16 protein-coding genes are annotated in these 15,189 nt (G+C 37.3%); 15 read left to right on the top strand and 1 reads right to left on the bottom strand.

What is annotated here, in order from left to right; all coding sequences use genetic code 11:
• The 12 genes from KFZ56_RS02240 (at nucleotide 1) to KFZ56_RS02185 (ending at nucleotide 12,348) form a co-directional block, all read left to right on the top strand.
• Entirely contained in the window at nucleotides 1–780 is a 780-nt protein-coding gene (locus KFZ56_RS02240; RefSeq protein WP_222639970.1) for a Mom family adenine methylcarbamoylation protein, read from the top strand.
• A 135-nt stretch (nucleotides 781–915) separates the two neighbouring features.
• A complete protein-coding gene (locus KFZ56_RS02235) occupies nucleotides 916–1,122 on the top strand; it encodes a hypothetical protein (RefSeq protein ID WP_222639969.1) in 207 nt (68 codons plus the stop codon).
• A gap of 94 nt (nucleotides 1,123–1,216) precedes the next feature.
• Nucleotides 1,217–2,596, top strand: a complete 1,380-nt coding sequence (locus KFZ56_RS02230; RefSeq protein ID WP_222643865.1) for an FtsK/SpoIIIE domain-containing protein — start codon at nucleotides 1,217–1,219, stop codon at nucleotides 2,594–2,596.
• A 5-nt stretch (nucleotides 2,597–2,601) separates the two neighbouring features.
• Nucleotides 2,602–3,033, top strand: a complete 432-nt coding sequence (locus KFZ56_RS02225; RefSeq protein ID WP_222639967.1) for a hypothetical protein — start codon at nucleotides 2,602–2,604, stop codon at nucleotides 3,031–3,033.
• 177 nt (nucleotides 3,034–3,210) lie between these two features.
• Entirely contained in the window at nucleotides 3,211–4,428 is a 1,218-nt protein-coding gene (mobT, locus tag KFZ56_RS02220) for a MobT family relaxase (RefSeq protein WP_222639965.1), read from the top strand.
• 15 nt (nucleotides 4,429–4,443) lie between these two features.
• Nucleotides 4,444–4,665: a hypothetical protein gene (locus tag KFZ56_RS02215; protein ID WP_077604243.1), complete on the top strand. Its 222-nt coding sequence runs from the start codon at nucleotides 4,444–4,446 to the stop codon at nucleotides 4,663–4,665.
• 166 nt (nucleotides 4,666–4,831) lie between these two features.
• The gene (locus KFZ56_RS02210) at nucleotides 4,832–5,332 is read left to right on the top strand and encodes an antirestriction protein ArdA (RefSeq protein WP_222639964.1); all 501 of its coding nucleotides are present in this window, start codon (nucleotides 4,832–4,834) and stop codon (nucleotides 5,330–5,332) included.
• Between the two features lie 59 nt (nucleotides 5,333–5,391).
• Complete coding sequence (locus KFZ56_RS02205) at nucleotides 5,392–5,784, top strand: conjugal transfer protein (protein WP_222639963.1); 393 nt, start codon at nucleotides 5,392–5,394, stop codon at nucleotides 5,782–5,784.
• Nucleotides 5,768–8,215 (top strand): conjugal transfer ATPase TcpF, encoded by a 2,448-nt coding sequence (gene tcpF / locus KFZ56_RS02200; RefSeq protein WP_222639962.1) that lies wholly within the window; start codon nucleotides 5,768–5,770, stop codon nucleotides 8,213–8,215. The genes KFZ56_RS02205 and tcpF overlap by 17 nt, the downstream gene beginning before the upstream one ends.
• 4 nt (nucleotides 8,216–8,219) lie before the next feature.
• Nucleotides 8,220–10,382: a CD3337/EF1877 family mobilome membrane protein gene (locus KFZ56_RS02195; RefSeq protein WP_222639961.1), complete on the top strand. Its 2,163-nt coding sequence runs from the start codon at nucleotides 8,220–8,222 to the stop codon at nucleotides 10,380–10,382.
• A complete protein-coding gene (locus KFZ56_RS02190) occupies nucleotides 10,379–11,419 on the top strand; it encodes a bifunctional lytic transglycosylase/C40 family peptidase (protein ID WP_222639960.1) in 1,041 nt (346 codons plus the stop codon). Before KFZ56_RS02195 ends, KFZ56_RS02190 begins: the two co-directional genes overlap by 4 nt.
• A 17-nt stretch (nucleotides 11,420–11,436) precedes the next feature.
• Nucleotides 11,437–12,348 (top strand): conjugal transfer protein, encoded by a 912-nt coding sequence (locus tag KFZ56_RS02185; RefSeq protein ID WP_222639959.1) that lies wholly within the window; start codon nucleotides 11,437–11,439, stop codon nucleotides 12,346–12,348.
• 65 nt (nucleotides 12,349–12,413) lie between these two features.
• Here the strand turns inward: KFZ56_RS02185 and KFZ56_RS02180 are convergent, their stop codons facing one another.
• Nucleotides 12,414–12,626: a helix-turn-helix domain-containing protein gene (locus KFZ56_RS02180; protein ID WP_222639957.1), complete on the bottom strand. Its 213-nt coding sequence runs from the start codon at nucleotides 12,624–12,626 to the stop codon at nucleotides 12,414–12,416.
• 112 nt (nucleotides 12,627–12,738) lie between these two features.
• On the opposite strand from KFZ56_RS02180, the gene KFZ56_RS02175 reads away from it, so the two are divergent.
• From KFZ56_RS02175 to KFZ56_RS02165, 3 genes are all read left to right on the top strand, one after another.
• Complete coding sequence (locus KFZ56_RS02175) at nucleotides 12,739–12,984, top strand: hypothetical protein (protein ID WP_222639956.1); 246 nt, start codon at nucleotides 12,739–12,741, stop codon at nucleotides 12,982–12,984.
• Nucleotides 12,985–13,454: 470 nt separating this feature from the next.
• On the top strand, nucleotides 13,455–14,132 hold the full coding sequence (locus tag KFZ56_RS02170; protein ID WP_222639955.1) for a response regulator transcription factor: 678 nt from the start codon (nucleotides 13,455–13,457) through the stop codon (nucleotides 14,130–14,132).
• Entirely contained in the window at nucleotides 14,129–15,136 is a 1,008-nt protein-coding gene (locus KFZ56_RS02165; RefSeq protein WP_222639954.1) for a HAMP domain-containing sensor histidine kinase, read from the top strand. The genes KFZ56_RS02170 and KFZ56_RS02165 overlap by 4 nt, the downstream gene beginning before the upstream one ends.
• Nucleotides 15,137–15,189: the final 53 nt, after the last annotated feature.

The following is a 15,189-nucleotide window of genomic DNA, read 5'->3' as shown; positions in this document are numbered from 1 at the left end:
ATGAAAAAAACGACACTTATTATCAAGGAAATACCAAAAGATGAAGCAGTTTTCTTTATTCGGAAATATCATTACTCCAAGATAATGCCTAAACTATGTAAATACTTCTTAGGGGTTTTCTCAAAAGAAAAACTATTAGGTGTTGTAGAATTAGGTTGGGGTACACAGCCCTTACAGACTATTCGCAAACTCTTTCCTGACCACAACCTAAAAACAAAAGACTACTTGGAAATTGGCAAGATGTGTTTTCTTCCAGAAATGAATCAAAATAATTATTTTGGCAGTCGAACTCTATCCACGCTGATTAAGTGGTTAAGAGATTATACCGACTGTCTTTTTTTGTATACGTTGGCGGACGGTATCGAAGGAAAATGCGGATATGTTTATCAAGCGTCAAATTTTTTCTATTGCGGATATTTCAAGACCAGTGTTTATCGTGACAGTTGGACACATGAAAAGATACACCCTCGTAGTGCTAGGATCTTGCTGGAAGAAAATGCTCGTTTTGAAAATGTGTCAAAAAAACATTGGCTTACGCAAGAGTTTTGTGAGTATAAAGGGATTGAGAAAATCAATGGGCGTATGTTTCGCTTCCTTTATCCTTTGACAAAAGAAGCACAAAAACTGTTAGAAGCCTATCCGTATCAGAGACAGAATTATCCCAAAGATAAAGATTTACGCTTTGAAAAACGGGTTGGTTATCGGAAATATGAAAAGATTCCGCACCCCACTTTTGATAGACAAACTTTTTTCTACAATACCCAAAATGTGCATTCATGATAAAACGATATTTATTATCTATCCTATTTCATTCTTTGATATGTTCATCTAAATTGCTGCTGCTGTAAAAACAGACTATACTATTCCTCATAAGATGACGGATTAGAAATGGATATGAATAGGAGGTAACGATAGATGGCGAACCAAAGACGTTGCCCTGAATGTGGCAAAAAAATGAAACAACAATTTATCGGGCTTTATCACTGCAAATGTGGAGTGAGTTATCTCAAAGGAACAGGTTATTTTCAACGCACACCAGACATGGTATTTGCATTAGAAAGACGTAAGACTGGAAATAAAGTGAAGCAAGTACCAATTATTAGATATAGAACAGAAGATTAAGGAAAAGCAAGTCCATATCATTTTCTATGAGAGAACTCCCCCAGTGTCGATAGATTATCTTTTTGTTTTCTTTGACTAGAAAGGAGGATTCACTATTTTCAAATTCAAAGGAAAACGAATCAAAGAAAAAGATAAGCACTTAGTTTCTCACGTTTTCACTCGTTCATTACTAGGCGTATTTCTTTTCGTTCTACTGCCTTTTTACTGGAAGCCCCTTGTAACAATGGACTGGCAAACATTTCAGCTAGATATGTTTTTCTCCCAACTTCATACACCATATTTTTGGGATAGTGTACTCACTGCCCTTTTTGTATGCCTGTTAGCTGGTTTTCTCTCCTACCGTTATCGCTATGATACGGTGAAACAGCTTTATCACCGACAAAAGCTGGCGAAGATGATTTTAGAAAACAATTGGTATGAAACCGAGGAAACACAGCACGAAGGATTTTTTAAAGATTTACCTAGCACCAAAACGAAAAAGCGAATCCAGCACTTTCCCAAAATGTATTATCGGCTAAAAGATGGGCTGATTCACATTCATGTAGAAATTACGCTCGGAAAATATCAAGACCAGCTATTGCACCTAGAAAACAAACTGGAAACAGGCTTGTATTGCGAATTAGTGGAAAAAACATTGAAAGATTCTTACGTGGAGTATGTCCTGCTTTATGATACTATCGGTAATCGAATTAGCATTGAAGATGTGGCGGTTCAAGATGGGCGTGTGAAATTGATGGAATCTGTCTATTGGGAATATGATTCTCTTCCTCATATGCTTATCGCTGGGGGTACTGGCGGTGGGAAATCTTATTTCATTCTCACGCTTATTGAATCTTTGCTTCATACGAAAGCAAACCTCTATATTCTTGACCCTAAAAATGCCGATTTGGCAGACTTAAACACCGTTATGGACAATGTCTATTACCGTAAGGAGGATATGCTCGCCTGTATCAATCAATTTTACGAAGATATGGTAGCTCGTAGTGAGACAATGAAACAACATCCCAACTATAAAACAGGAGAAAACTATGCCTATTTGGGCTTACCTGCTAATTTTCTTATCTTTGACGAGTATGTGGCAATGATGGATATGTTAGGTCGAGAAAGTACCGAAGTTATCAACAAACTCAAACAAATTGTTATGTTAGGACGACAAGCTGGCTTCTTTTTAATTCTTGCCTGTCAGCGTCCCGACGCAAAATATTTTAGTGATGGAATTCGAGACAACTTTAATTTTCGTGTGGCTCTAGGACGTATGTCTGAAATGGGCTTTGGCATGATGTTTGGCAGCGATACGCAAAAGCAATTTTTCTTAAAGCCTATTAAGGGAAGGGGTTATGTCGATACAGGGAAAAATGTCATCAGTGAATTTTATACGCCGCTTGTACCAAAAAATCATGACTTTTTACAGACGATTGAAACCCTTGTAAAAGCAAGGAAAACATCATCAGAAAAACAAGAAATGGAGAAATAAGAAAAATGGATATTAAAAAATTGGAGGTTTATCATACACCAACTGAAAACTGTATCCTTTGCCTTTGTTTAAATACAGACCAGTTCACAGTAGATTGTGATCAAACTATCATTGACCGATATAAAGATTTTACTGTCAATCCCAAAGCACGATTTTACTCAAAAATAGATAACCTGATTGATGAAATTATTCGGGAGGTAAAAAAGCCACCGTTCAAATTTAGAATGCGATTAGAAAGTCGCCACAGCATAACCAGCAGAAATATTCATTACCGATTTCAGATGTTTGATAGAGATTCATTCAAACGTGATACTTTATCAGAAGTGATTATACAGGAACCTTTAGAACCAGAGATTGACTTTGTGATTATTTATACGGGAATACAAGGATTAACCAAACCAGACGACAAAGACGGGTTTTACGGTCTCCAACCGTAAGTTCCGTCTTTGTCGGGCAGGGCTTGCCCTGCCCCGTATTAACCCCCCGTTTCTAACAGGGGGGTAGAAAAACAATAGGAAACCATTACAAAAGTGCCTTGACACCTGATGGCACAAAGGTTTGGAGTGTATCACAAAGATGTCAGATTTTAAGCTCCAGTTGACATCTTTTTTGAGTTGGGAGGAATGCAAATGAATCAAATACTTTGGTATCAAGCATTAAAAGAAAAACGGCTAGAATACGGTGTATCACAAAACAAACTGGCAGTACATGTTGGCGTGACAAGACAGTATATTAGCGAAATAGAAACAGGAAAAGTAACTCCTTCCGATTCCCTACAAAATGCTTTGTTTGAGGTGCTGGAACAATTTAATCCAGACGCACCACTTGAAATTTTATTTGATTATGTGCGGATTCGATTTATCACTACTGACCCGATTCCAGTCATTGAAGATATTTTACAGTTGAAAATGGAATACATGTTACATGAGGATTATGCTTTTTATTCGTATCTTGAACAATATGTCTTTGGCGATATTGTCGTCATGGTTTCGCCTGATGAGGACAAAGGTTGTCTACTTGAATTAAAAGGAAAAGGATGTCGCCAGTTTGAAAATTTTCTACTCGCCCAACAGCGAACATGGTTTGATTTCTTTGTCGATGTATTTCGTATCGGTGGCGTATTTAAGCGTATTGACCTTGCGATAAATGATAAGACAGGCATATTAGATATTTCCTTTCTCACAAACAAATGTCATAACGAGGAATGTATTTCTGTTTTCCGTAGCTTTAAAAGCTATCGTTCTGGGGATTTGGTACATGGTGAAGATAAACCTGATATGGGAAACAGCCTATATATCGGCTCATTAAAAAGTGACGTATATTTTTGTCTCTATGAGAAGGACTATGAACAATTCGTTAAATATGGTATTTCACTGGAAGATACAGACGTGAAAAACCGCTTAGAAATCCGATTGAAAAATGATCGTGCCTATCATGCAATTGTTGATTTAATGAGCTTTGAGGACGCTGGACGAACCGCTTTATCAATCATCAATCGCTATATTCGTTTTGTAGACAAAGACGAAAAGAAGCGTCGCAGTGATTGGAAAATGAATGCAGCATGGCAGCGTTTCTTAGATTTAGGAGAAAACCGAAAAATATCGTTAACCACAAAACCTGAACCCTATACGTTTGATAAAACATTACGTTGGCTGGCAAGACAGGTCGCACCCACTTGGAAACTGGCAACGAAGCTGGATGAAGTCAATCAAACAAATATCATGAATGACATGTTGAAACAGGCAACCTTAACAAAACGTCATCAAAAATTGCTTATGCAGCAGGCAATGCCGACCGAAGATGTGATTCGGATTTTAAAAGATGAAATATAGAAAGGAGCCACATACATGAATTTTGGACAAAATTTATATAACTGGTTTTTAGACAACGCACAATCTCTAGTGTTAATGGCAATTGTGGTCATTGGGATTTATTTAGGATTCAAACGAGAGTTTTCAAAACTGATTGGCTTTTTAGTGATTGCATTAGTAGCTGTCGGATTGGTCTTTAATGCAGCTGGTGTGAAGGATGTACTATTAAACCTGTTCAATCGAATCATTGGAGCTTAAATTGTACCCGTTCTTTTATGAAAGATAAGTGTTCTTCTTATGTTTCATAAAAAACGGGTGATCCAAACGGGAGTGCGGAAGGGATTAACAAGCCTATTTTATGTACCAGCAAACATCTTGCAGGTGCTTTTTTTATGGCTATTTTTATAAAAGGACGTGATAACCAATGGACATGCAAGTCTATATAGCGAATCTTGGGAAGTATACAGAAGGTGAATTGGTTGGAGCTTGGTTTGCCCCACCTATTGATATGGAGGAAGTAAAAGAACGAATTGGCTTAAATGACGAATATGAGGAAATAGCTATTCATGACTATGAGCTTCCTTTTGAAGTGCATGAATATACACCCATATCTGAAATCAATCGCTTATGTGACATGGTACAAGAAATTGAAGGAACTCCCTTGTATGACGCTCTTTCGGAAATTCAGGGTTATTGGTTTAATAGTGTGGAAGAAGTTTTAGAAAATCAAGATGATATTATTTGTTACTCTGACTGTGACAGCATGGAAGATGTTGCAAGGTATTTAATAGAAGAATCAGGCTCATATGGAGAAGTCCCCGTTCATTTACAAAATTATATTGATTATCAAGCCTATGGACGTGACCTTGAGATTGGAGCGAATTTTCTTGTTACCAATCATGGGGTATTTGAATATGTCGGATAAACGGATAAGCAGCTTGTTTCATCACAGGCTGCTTCTTTCTTTGGAAAGGATGAATTGGATTGAAGAAATTAAAAAGCTACACAAGAATCTGGTCAGTGGAAAAAGTTATTTATGCGATTAACGATTTTCGGCTGCCTTTTCCCGTTACCTTTAATCAGATGACTTGGTTTGTATTATCCCTTTTAGTGGTCATGTTATTGGGAAACCTCCCTCCACTCTCTTTGATTGACGGTGCATTACTAAAATATGTTGGTGTTCCAGTGGCTTTGACGTGGATTATGAGTAAAAAAAGTTTTGACGGTAAAAAGCCTTATGGGTTTCTTAAATCTGTGTTAACTTATTGGATTCGCTCAAAAGTCACTTACGCAGGGAAGCCAGTTAAACTTCAAAAACAGACCTTTGAGGAACAAATAACCGCAGTAAGGAGTGGCAAATATGAGCTATCCGATTAAGTATATCGAAAATAATTTGGTCTTTAATCATGACGGAGAAACTTTTGCGTACTATGAGTTATTGCCATATAACTATTCTTTTCTTTCAGAAGATGAAAAAATACAGGTGCATGACCACTTTCGGCAACTGATTGCACAGAATCAGGATGGGAAAATACATGCCTTACAAATCAGTACGGAAAGCAGCATTCGTACTGTACAAGAGCGAAGTAAAGAACAAGTGACTGGAAGATTACAAGAAGTAGCCTATGAACGGATTGACGACCAGACAGAAGCACTTACCTCTATGCTGGGCGAACATCAAGTGGATTATCGTTTCTTCATCGGTTTTAAATTACTATTGAATGAAGAAGAAGTCAGTATCAAGTCGATGGGAAAATCGGTGACATCCTCTCTTTCCAGTTTTATTCGAGATGTGAATCATCATGTCATGGGAGACTTTGTTTCCATGCCCCATGCTGAAATCGAACGGTTTTTGAAAATGGAATCTTTATTACAAAATAAAATTGCTAAACGCTTTAAAGTACGTCCATTAACGAAAGATGATATAGGGTATTTAATTGAACACCTTCATGGACAATCAGGGATTGCATTTGAGGATTATACCTATGAACTTGCTTATGAAAAAGGTGAAAAAGAAACCTATGTGAAGCAGTTTGATTTGATTAAGCCCACTCGTTGTTTAATTACGGAAAGTCAACGCTATATTAAATTGGATCAGGAAGAACAAACGACGTATGCTGCTTACTTTACCATTAATTCCATTGTAGGAGACTTGGAGTTTCCCTCTGATGAAATTTTCTATTACCAGCAACAACAGTTTGATTTTCCGATTGATACCTCTATGCAGGTAGAAATCGTCACCAATAAAAAGGCGTTGACAACGGTAAGAAATAAAAAGAAAGAGCTGCAAGACTTAGATAATCATGCGGCAGAATCCGATAATGAAACGGGCAGTAATGTATTAGAAGCCTTAGAACAAGTCAGTGAATTAGAAGATGTACTCGATCAAACAAAGGAATCCATGTATAAATTAAGCTATGTCATTCGAGTATCAGCTTCTAACTTAGATGAGCTAAAACAACGGTGTAATGAGGTGAAAGATTTTTACGATGATTTAAACGTCAAACTTGTTCGTCCATTTGGTGACATGCTGGGCTTACATGGTGAATTTATTCCTTCCAGTAGAAGGTACATGAACGATTATATCCAGTATGTAACTTCTGATTTTCTTGCAGGACTTGGATTTGGAGCAACACAAATGTTAGGCGAAACGGAAGGTATTTATTTTGGCTACAATTTAGATACAGGGCGTAATGTCTATTTGAACCCTAGTCTTGCCAGTCAGGGGGTACAAGGATCAGTGACGAATGCGTTAGCTTCTGCCTTCTTGGGTTCGCTTGGAGGTGGAAAATCTTTTTCTAACAATCTGCTTGTCTATTATTCGGTACTTTTTGGTGGTCAAGCACTCATCGTTGACCCTAAATCTGAACGTGGAAATTGGAAAGAAACTTTGCCTGATATTGCCGAAGAAATTAATATCGTTAATCTTACAAGCGATGAAGATAACAAGGGATTGCTTGACCCTTACGTTATTATGAAAAACAAGAAGGATTCAGAGAGCCTAGCCATTGATATTCTTACGTTTTTAACAGGCATATCCAGTCGGGACGGTGACAAGTTTCCTGTTTTGCGAAAAGCGATTCGAGCGGTTGGTCAACAAGAAGAACGAGGATTGCTTCTGGTCATTCAAGAGCTAAGGAGTGATCCTAACCCACTCGCTGCCACGATTGCTGACCATATCGAAAGTTTTACGGATTATGATTTCGCACATTTACTCTTTTCCGATGGAACGGTTCAAAACTCGATTAGTTTAGAGAAGCAACTCAATATTATACAGGTGGCAGATTTAGTCTTACCTGACGCAGAAACCAGTTTTGAAGAATACACGACAATGGAGCTTTTAAGTGTTGCCATGATGATTATTATTTCTACGTTTGCTCTCGACTTTATTCATTCTGACCGCAGTATTTTCAAGATTGTAGACTTAGACGAAGCATGGGCGTTCCTTCAAATCGCTCAAGGAAAAACACTCTCTAATAAACTGGTACGAGCTGGTCGTGCGATGAATGCTGGGGTCTACTTTGTTACGCAAAACTCGTCAGATTTAACCGATGAAAAGCTCAAAAATAATATTGGGGTGAAGTTTGCCTTCCGTTCCAGAGATATGACAGAAATTAAGAAAACATTGCAATTCTTTGGTGTCGATTCCGAAGATGAAGAAAATCAAAGACGGCTGAGAGAGCTGGAAAATGGTCAATGTCTCATGCAGGATTTATACGGGCGTGTTGGGATTATTCAGGTACACCCTGTTTTTAAAGATTTATTTGACGCCTTTGACACTCGCCCGCCTGTCGCAGAAAGGCAGTGAGAAAATGGATAAACAAAAACTAAAAAAGATCATTCTGATGGCGGTACTCCTAAGTGCGGTCATTTTTTTATTGTTTCTTTCTCTGCTTACGGTTACACAAGCTGCTGGCTTGGTGGACGATACGGTTTCCGAAGATAATCTTTATTCGCTTTATCCCCTTGACCATTACCAGTTAGATTTTTATGTAGATAGCGGTTGGGATTGGCTGCCGTGGAATTGGGATGATGGGATTGGAAAACAAGTCATGTATGGCTTATACACAATTACCAACTTTATTTGGATTATTAATCTCTATCTATCCAATGCCACTGGCTATTTGGTACAACAAGCCTATTCTCTTGATTTCATCTCGGAAACCGCCAACGCAATCGGTAAAAACATGCAGACTTTAGCTGGAATCACATCACAGGGGTTTGGTGAAGATGGCTTTTATGTCGGATTCTTGCTTCTCTTTCTTTTAATCATAGGAATCTATGTCGCCTATACAGGGTTGTTGAAACAAGAAACCACGAAAGCTATGCGAGCTGTGATTAACTTTTTGGTCGTTTTTATTTTGTCAGCGTCTTTTATTGCTTATGCTCCAACGTATGTGACTAAAATTAATGATTTTTCGGCAGATGTAAGCGAAGCAGCCCTTGATTTAGGAGCAAAAATGCTTATGCCTAGTTCCGATAGTCGAGGAAAAGATAGTGTCGATATGATACGAAATAATCTGTTTTCCATTCAAGTAGAGCAGCCGTGGATGTTGTTACAGTTTAATAATTCGGATAAAGAAGCGATTGGCGAAGATCGAGTAGACGCTTTGGTATCTACCAGTCCAGATGAGCGAAATGGAAAAACACGTGAAAATATCGTGAAAGCAGAGATTGAAGATCATGATAATAAGAATTTAACGATTACAAAGACCACCACACGTTTAGGGATGGTCTTTTTCTTATTTCTATTCAATATCGGTATTTCGATTTTTGTGTTTCTCTTGTCAGGTATGATGATTTTCTCCCAGCTCTTGTTTATTGTGTTTGCGATTTTTCTTCCTATCAGTTTTCTACTTTCCATGATTCCCAGCTTTGAAAATATGGGAAAGCAAGCGATTATGAAGCTCTTTAACGTCATTATGTTACGGGCTGGCATTACGCTCGTCATGACCGTTGCTTTTAGTATTTCATCCATGTTATACAGCTTAACCAGTTCGTATCCATTTTTCTTAATTGCGTTTCTACAAATCGTCACCTTTGCTGGTATTTATATGAAACTCGGTGACATCATGAGTATGTTCAACTTACAGAGCAATGATAGCCAACAAGTTGGGCGAAGTGTTATGCGTCGCCCTAGACAAATGGCTCACCGAAGCACTCGCCGATTACAACGTACCATTGGACGCTCTTTAACAGGAGCAACCGCTGGAGCAGCGGTCGGAAAAATGATGAGCCAATCAGGAAAATCGAAACGTTCTTTTTCTCCCTTACGTCCTTTACAGCGTTTGTCAGCCAACAAACAAAACCAGAAAGAATCAAACAATAGTGAGAAAAAATCATTCAGTCAGAAAATCGGACAATCCACTGGAAAAGTGTTAGATACAAAAAATCGGGTACGCTCCAACATTCAACATCGAAAACAACAAATGAAGGACTTGCCGACAACTGCCAAATACGCTGTGGCACAAGGCAAGGAAAATCTCAAACGACCAGGCAAGGATTTCAAGAAAGGAATGTCCCAAACCAAAGAACAACGGCAACGTGAAAATGTGGAACGTACAAGCAAGCACCGAAAAACGATTGCAGATAGACGACAGGCATTGGAACAACGACAAATGAAACAGAATGATCCTAAGAAACAAACAGTACAAAAGAAGCCTGTTTCCCCTCTAACCAAAGAGAAAAAGCAAAGAACTTCCAAAGAAAGAACGCTGCCTAAAGATCAACAAAGGCAACAAGTACCTGAACAAAAACAAAGTACACAACCAGTAAACCATCAAAGGAAAAAAGCAAATCAACCTTATAAAAGAAAGAAACAACAGTCTAAAACAATTCCTAATCGACCACCAAAACAAACTTTGCAGTCCAAAGAAAAACGGATTATTCAACGTCCTTCCCTTCCTAGAAAACGGACAAAACAAAATCAAAAGGCTGCCAGACAACGACAAGCGGTTAGGAGGAAACGCCGATGATGTTTTTAAAAGCGAAAATCACGTTGATTGTCGGAGGGATTGGCTTTTTATTATTTCTAGGTTTACTAGCTTTTGTCGCCATTTTTATATCCGATGAAGATGGGGATTTCGATACCTCTATGGATATAGGTTTTTCTGATGAGCTTAACAACACAGGACTATCAGAAGATGTGTTAGCCCATCAGCCAACCGTAGAGAAATATGCAAAAGAATATAATATTAGCGAACATGTTCCTATCTTGCTGGCGATTATCGCAGTTGAAAGTGGTGGTACTGCCGAAGATGTTATGCAAGCCAGCGAGTCGCTAGGACTTCCACCTAACACGTTAGATACAGAAGCGTCGATTGAACAAGGCACAAAATATTTCGCAGAGTTGTTACAATCAGTGGAAGCAAAAGAGCTAGATACAGAAACCGTCATACAAAGCTATAACTTTGGTGGCGGTTTTATTGATTATGTAGCAAAGAATGGGAAAGGATATAGCTTTGGATTAGCGGAAAGTTTTGCGAAAGAGCAAGCAAATGGAAAGAAAGTGACGTACTCTAATCCAATCGCTGTAGAGAAAAACGGTGGTTGGCGTTACGGCTATGGCAATATGTTTTATGTAGATTTGTTGCAGCCTTACCTTACGGATTCCAGCGAATCTCCTTCTTTTGGAGATGACACTTTTCAGGCAGTAATGGAAGAAGCTATAAAATATGAAGGATTCCCATATGTTTTTGGCGGTGCTCATCCTGATACTTCCTTTGATTGCAGCGGTTTAACTCAATGGGTCTATCGAAAGGCGGGCATTGAACTCCCTCGAACCGCACAAGAACAATATGACGCAACAGAACACATTCCCTTATCAGAAGCAAAGCCAGGAGATTTAGTATTTTTTCATTCGACTTACAATACTGCTAACTACATTACGCATAATGGAATTTACATCGGAAATAATCAAATGTTTCATGCAGGAGATCCGATTGGCTATGCAGATTTAACTTCTTCTTACTGGCAAGCCCATCTCGTAGGTGCAGGACGTATTAAAAACTAAAGAAAGGTTGGGATAGCATGAAACTACCATTTAATAAGAAAGAAAAGCAGGCACAGTTAAAAAAAGAAAAAAAGGTGAAAGTGAGAACCGTTGGGAAGCGTAAAAAGTCGGTTCTCTTTTTATGGATTCTATTAATCAGCAGTCTTGCCTTTGGTATTTATAAGAATTTTACAGCGATTGATCAGCATACAGTTCATGAGAGAGAGGTTGTGGAAAATCATATCGTAGATACATCTGCGATTGAAAGTTTCACACGAAATTTTGTGAAGGACTATTACACGTGGGAAAATGAATCCGAAGCATTGGAAGATCGAACAGAAAAGCTTCAAGCTTATCTAACAGAAGAATTGCAAAGCTTAAATACGGAAATGGTTCGAGAGGATATTCCGACAAGTTCCAGTGTTCAAAATATAAATATTTGGTCAGTAACAGAAGAAACGGAAAATACTTTTTCAGTAGTCTACACTGTAAAGCAAAAAATCACAGAAGATAAAGACAGTTCTTTCACAAACGCAACCTATCGTATTGTGCTCTATCAAGATGAACAAGGAAATCTCATTATTACTCAAAATCCAACATTATGGAAGAATCCGAATAAGTCTGATTTCACGCCTAAACAAGTAGAAAGTGATGGTACGGTGGAAAACGAGACAGCAGAAGAAGTCATTCAATTTTTAGAAACCTTTTTTTCCTCTTATCCCACAGCTACAGAGCAAGAACTTGCTTACTACGTGAAGAACAATGCATTGCCAGCCATTCAAAAGGACTATACATTTTCAGAGTTAATGAATCCAGTTTTTCAAGAACAAGATAATCAGATTAAGGTATGGGTTATAGCAAAGTATTTGGATGAAACAACAAAAGCTGTGCAGCTTTCCCATTATGAATTGACTTTAGAAAAAAATACAAACTGGATGATTATAGAGTAAACTATGCAGCACGTATTTAAGGCTATTTAGCGAGAATACGTGCTGTTCTAATTGTAAAATAAGAATTATTCTTCCTCAATACGGAATAAATCATTCATATCCTTAATATCTAACGCATTCACAATTCTATCTATATGTTCTAATTGGATTCGTTGACGCTTGCCACTTGCCAGCTCACTAAGCGTAGCACGTCGAATGCCAGTTTTAATGTGTAATTGGGTAATGGATAAATCATAACGATGTAGTAATTGATTAAGCTGTAAGTGTACCTTTTTCAATGTTAAATCTCCCCTTTTTTATTGACTGTACCTTAAAGCGTACAGTATAATTACATCAATAGCGTACCTATATAGGTACAAAATTAAACTGTAACCAAAAAGGAGTGATTTGATGACCAAAGAAAAAACACCAAAAGATTTATTAATAGCTCAGTTAAGCCGCAAACTCTATTTAGGAGAAATGGAAAAGCTACTGGTTAGTATTACGTATAATTTAATGTCAGATAGACTTTATACAGAAAAGGACGCTTATCCTGAATTAATTAGGCTTATTCGATTATTAGATTATGAACAAGAAGGTATCAGAGATGAGATCATTTATCTTGAGAGCATTGTTTTTGAACAAAATGAGGAATAGTTAGATATTGCAAATTTTACTTCCATTATATAGAGAAAATACCTTTATGTAAGCACGCTTATTGTCTAAAATGCTCAAAAATATGTCTATCTAATTGAATTAAGCGTGCTTACTTTTTATCTTTTTACTTGATAGATTTTTTTGGTTTGTTCAATAAATAAAGAAGTTGCATTAAAAAATACATTTTTACCTAACAGATTATTATACGTATACCGCTTATATCCTTATTTGACCAAACTTCTATTGGGCTTGATCTACAATTCTTCTATCCCGTTATTTATGTCTTTATACTTGGAATCACTGCCAGTTTATTTGAGGAATATGGTCGTTGGTTCATGATGAAGTTTCCATTAAAAACTAATCTTCCAAAGATCATTAGTTTTTCATTGGGTTGTTCCTCTACTTCTGAAAAAATAGGTTGCTATGTTATAATGTTAGATAATTTTGAAGGTTAGAGAGAGGGTTGCTACTTGAAAAAAAGCGTACTATGTATTGAAGATAATATGGAAATAGGAAAATTGATAAAAGAAAAACTCGAACAACATGGGTTTTCAGTACAATGGCAACTTTCGGGAGAAGGAACAGAAAAAGAAGTGCTGCACCAAGATGTAGTTATCTTAGATATTATGCTCCCTGGATTAGATGGCTTTACGGTTGGAAAGCGATTAAAAGAGGTCGCACCAATGGTGCCAATCTTACTGTTGTCAGCTAGAACAGCTGTTCATGATAAAGTTGATGGTTTACAATTTGCAGATGATTATGTTACAAAACCTTTCCATATAGATGAATTAATAGCGAGATTAGAAGTATTAATGCGTCGTAATGGTGATGAAGTGGAAGAATCTATTCAACTTGGGAAGCATATTGAAGTGAACCTGAATGCTCAAACTGTCATCAACAAAAGTACACAAGAAGAAATCGTACTAACTGGTAAAGAACACCGTATACTTTTATATTTATTAGAAAATGCCAATCAAATTCTTCCAAAAGAGAAAATATTTGAAACAGTTTGGGATGAACCATATATTCATGGAGATAAGACATTATTTATGCATATTGGTCATCTTCGCAAGAAATTGGAGCAGAATCCTGATGAACCTGAAATAATTGAAACGTTTAAGGGTATAGGTTATAGGTTAAAACGATGAGAAAAAAAGTTTCCTTCTTCCGTCGCTATCTAGTGATTCAGTTTTTGCTCCTCATTTTATTATCTGTTTCGTTACTTGTCATCGTTGGCAGTGTGCTTCCCCCTATCAACGAGGGAAATATAAGTCTTCTCCAACAGTATTACCAGTTTATCTTTTTTATGATTTTTCTAATCACTATCATTATATTTATTTCTATGATTTTCTTTTTCCGACTTCATAAACGTATTAGCAGACTAAAAAATGCAATGGATGTGCCGACAGGAGAATACCCATTTCCAAAACCTGTTGCTGTTCGGACAGATCGAATGGATGAGATTGACCAGCTCAAAGTTTCTTTTAACCGTATGATTGAACAGTTAGAAGAAAGTCATAAACGAGAATTTGAAGAAGAATCACTCAAACGTTGGCTGATAGCGAATTTGTCTCACGATTTACGAACACCGTTAACGATTATGCGTGGACATGTTTCCGAGTTAGAAAAAGAACCTCTTAGTGAAGAAGGTTCTGCGTCTTTAAATGAAATTGACCATACGATCTCACGAGTCAGTAATTTGATGGAGGATTTATTGTCGTATACGTTACTAACATCTGGGAAATATCCATATAACCCTGTTTCAACAGACATGCTTCGTCTGGTAAGAGCTTCTGTTGCTGCATGGTATCCCGTATTTGATAAGGAACATTTTTACTTTGATATGGATTTACCAGAGGATTCAACATTTTATTGGAAAGTAGACCCAGAATGGATGACAAGGGTACTGGACAATTTGTTTCAAAATATATTACGTCATGCAGCAAAAGGCAAATATGCAAAAATCATGATGGACACAGAAAAAGAACAGATTATTGTTGCAGATAATGGTCCTGGTATGGAGGCATCTTCCTATGATCGGGGGGCTGGAATAGGTTTATCCATTACAAACTATATGTTAAAACAAATGAAGTTACAAGCACATTTTTCTTCATCTAATCAAGGTACCATCGTGGAAATAGATAAAAGTTGATTTAATTTTACCTAGAATTTACCCAAAAGCATACTTAGATTTTACTCGCCTTC

Source organism: Virgibacillus sp. NKC19-3 (assembly GCF_019837165.1).
In the GTDB taxonomy this organism is placed as follows: Bacteria; Bacillota; Bacilli; order Bacillales; family Amphibacillaceae; genus Virgibacillus_L; species Virgibacillus_L saliphilus.
The sequence above is the reverse complement of the archived record's forward strand: the minus strand, read 5'-3'. Positions and strand labels throughout refer to the sequence as shown.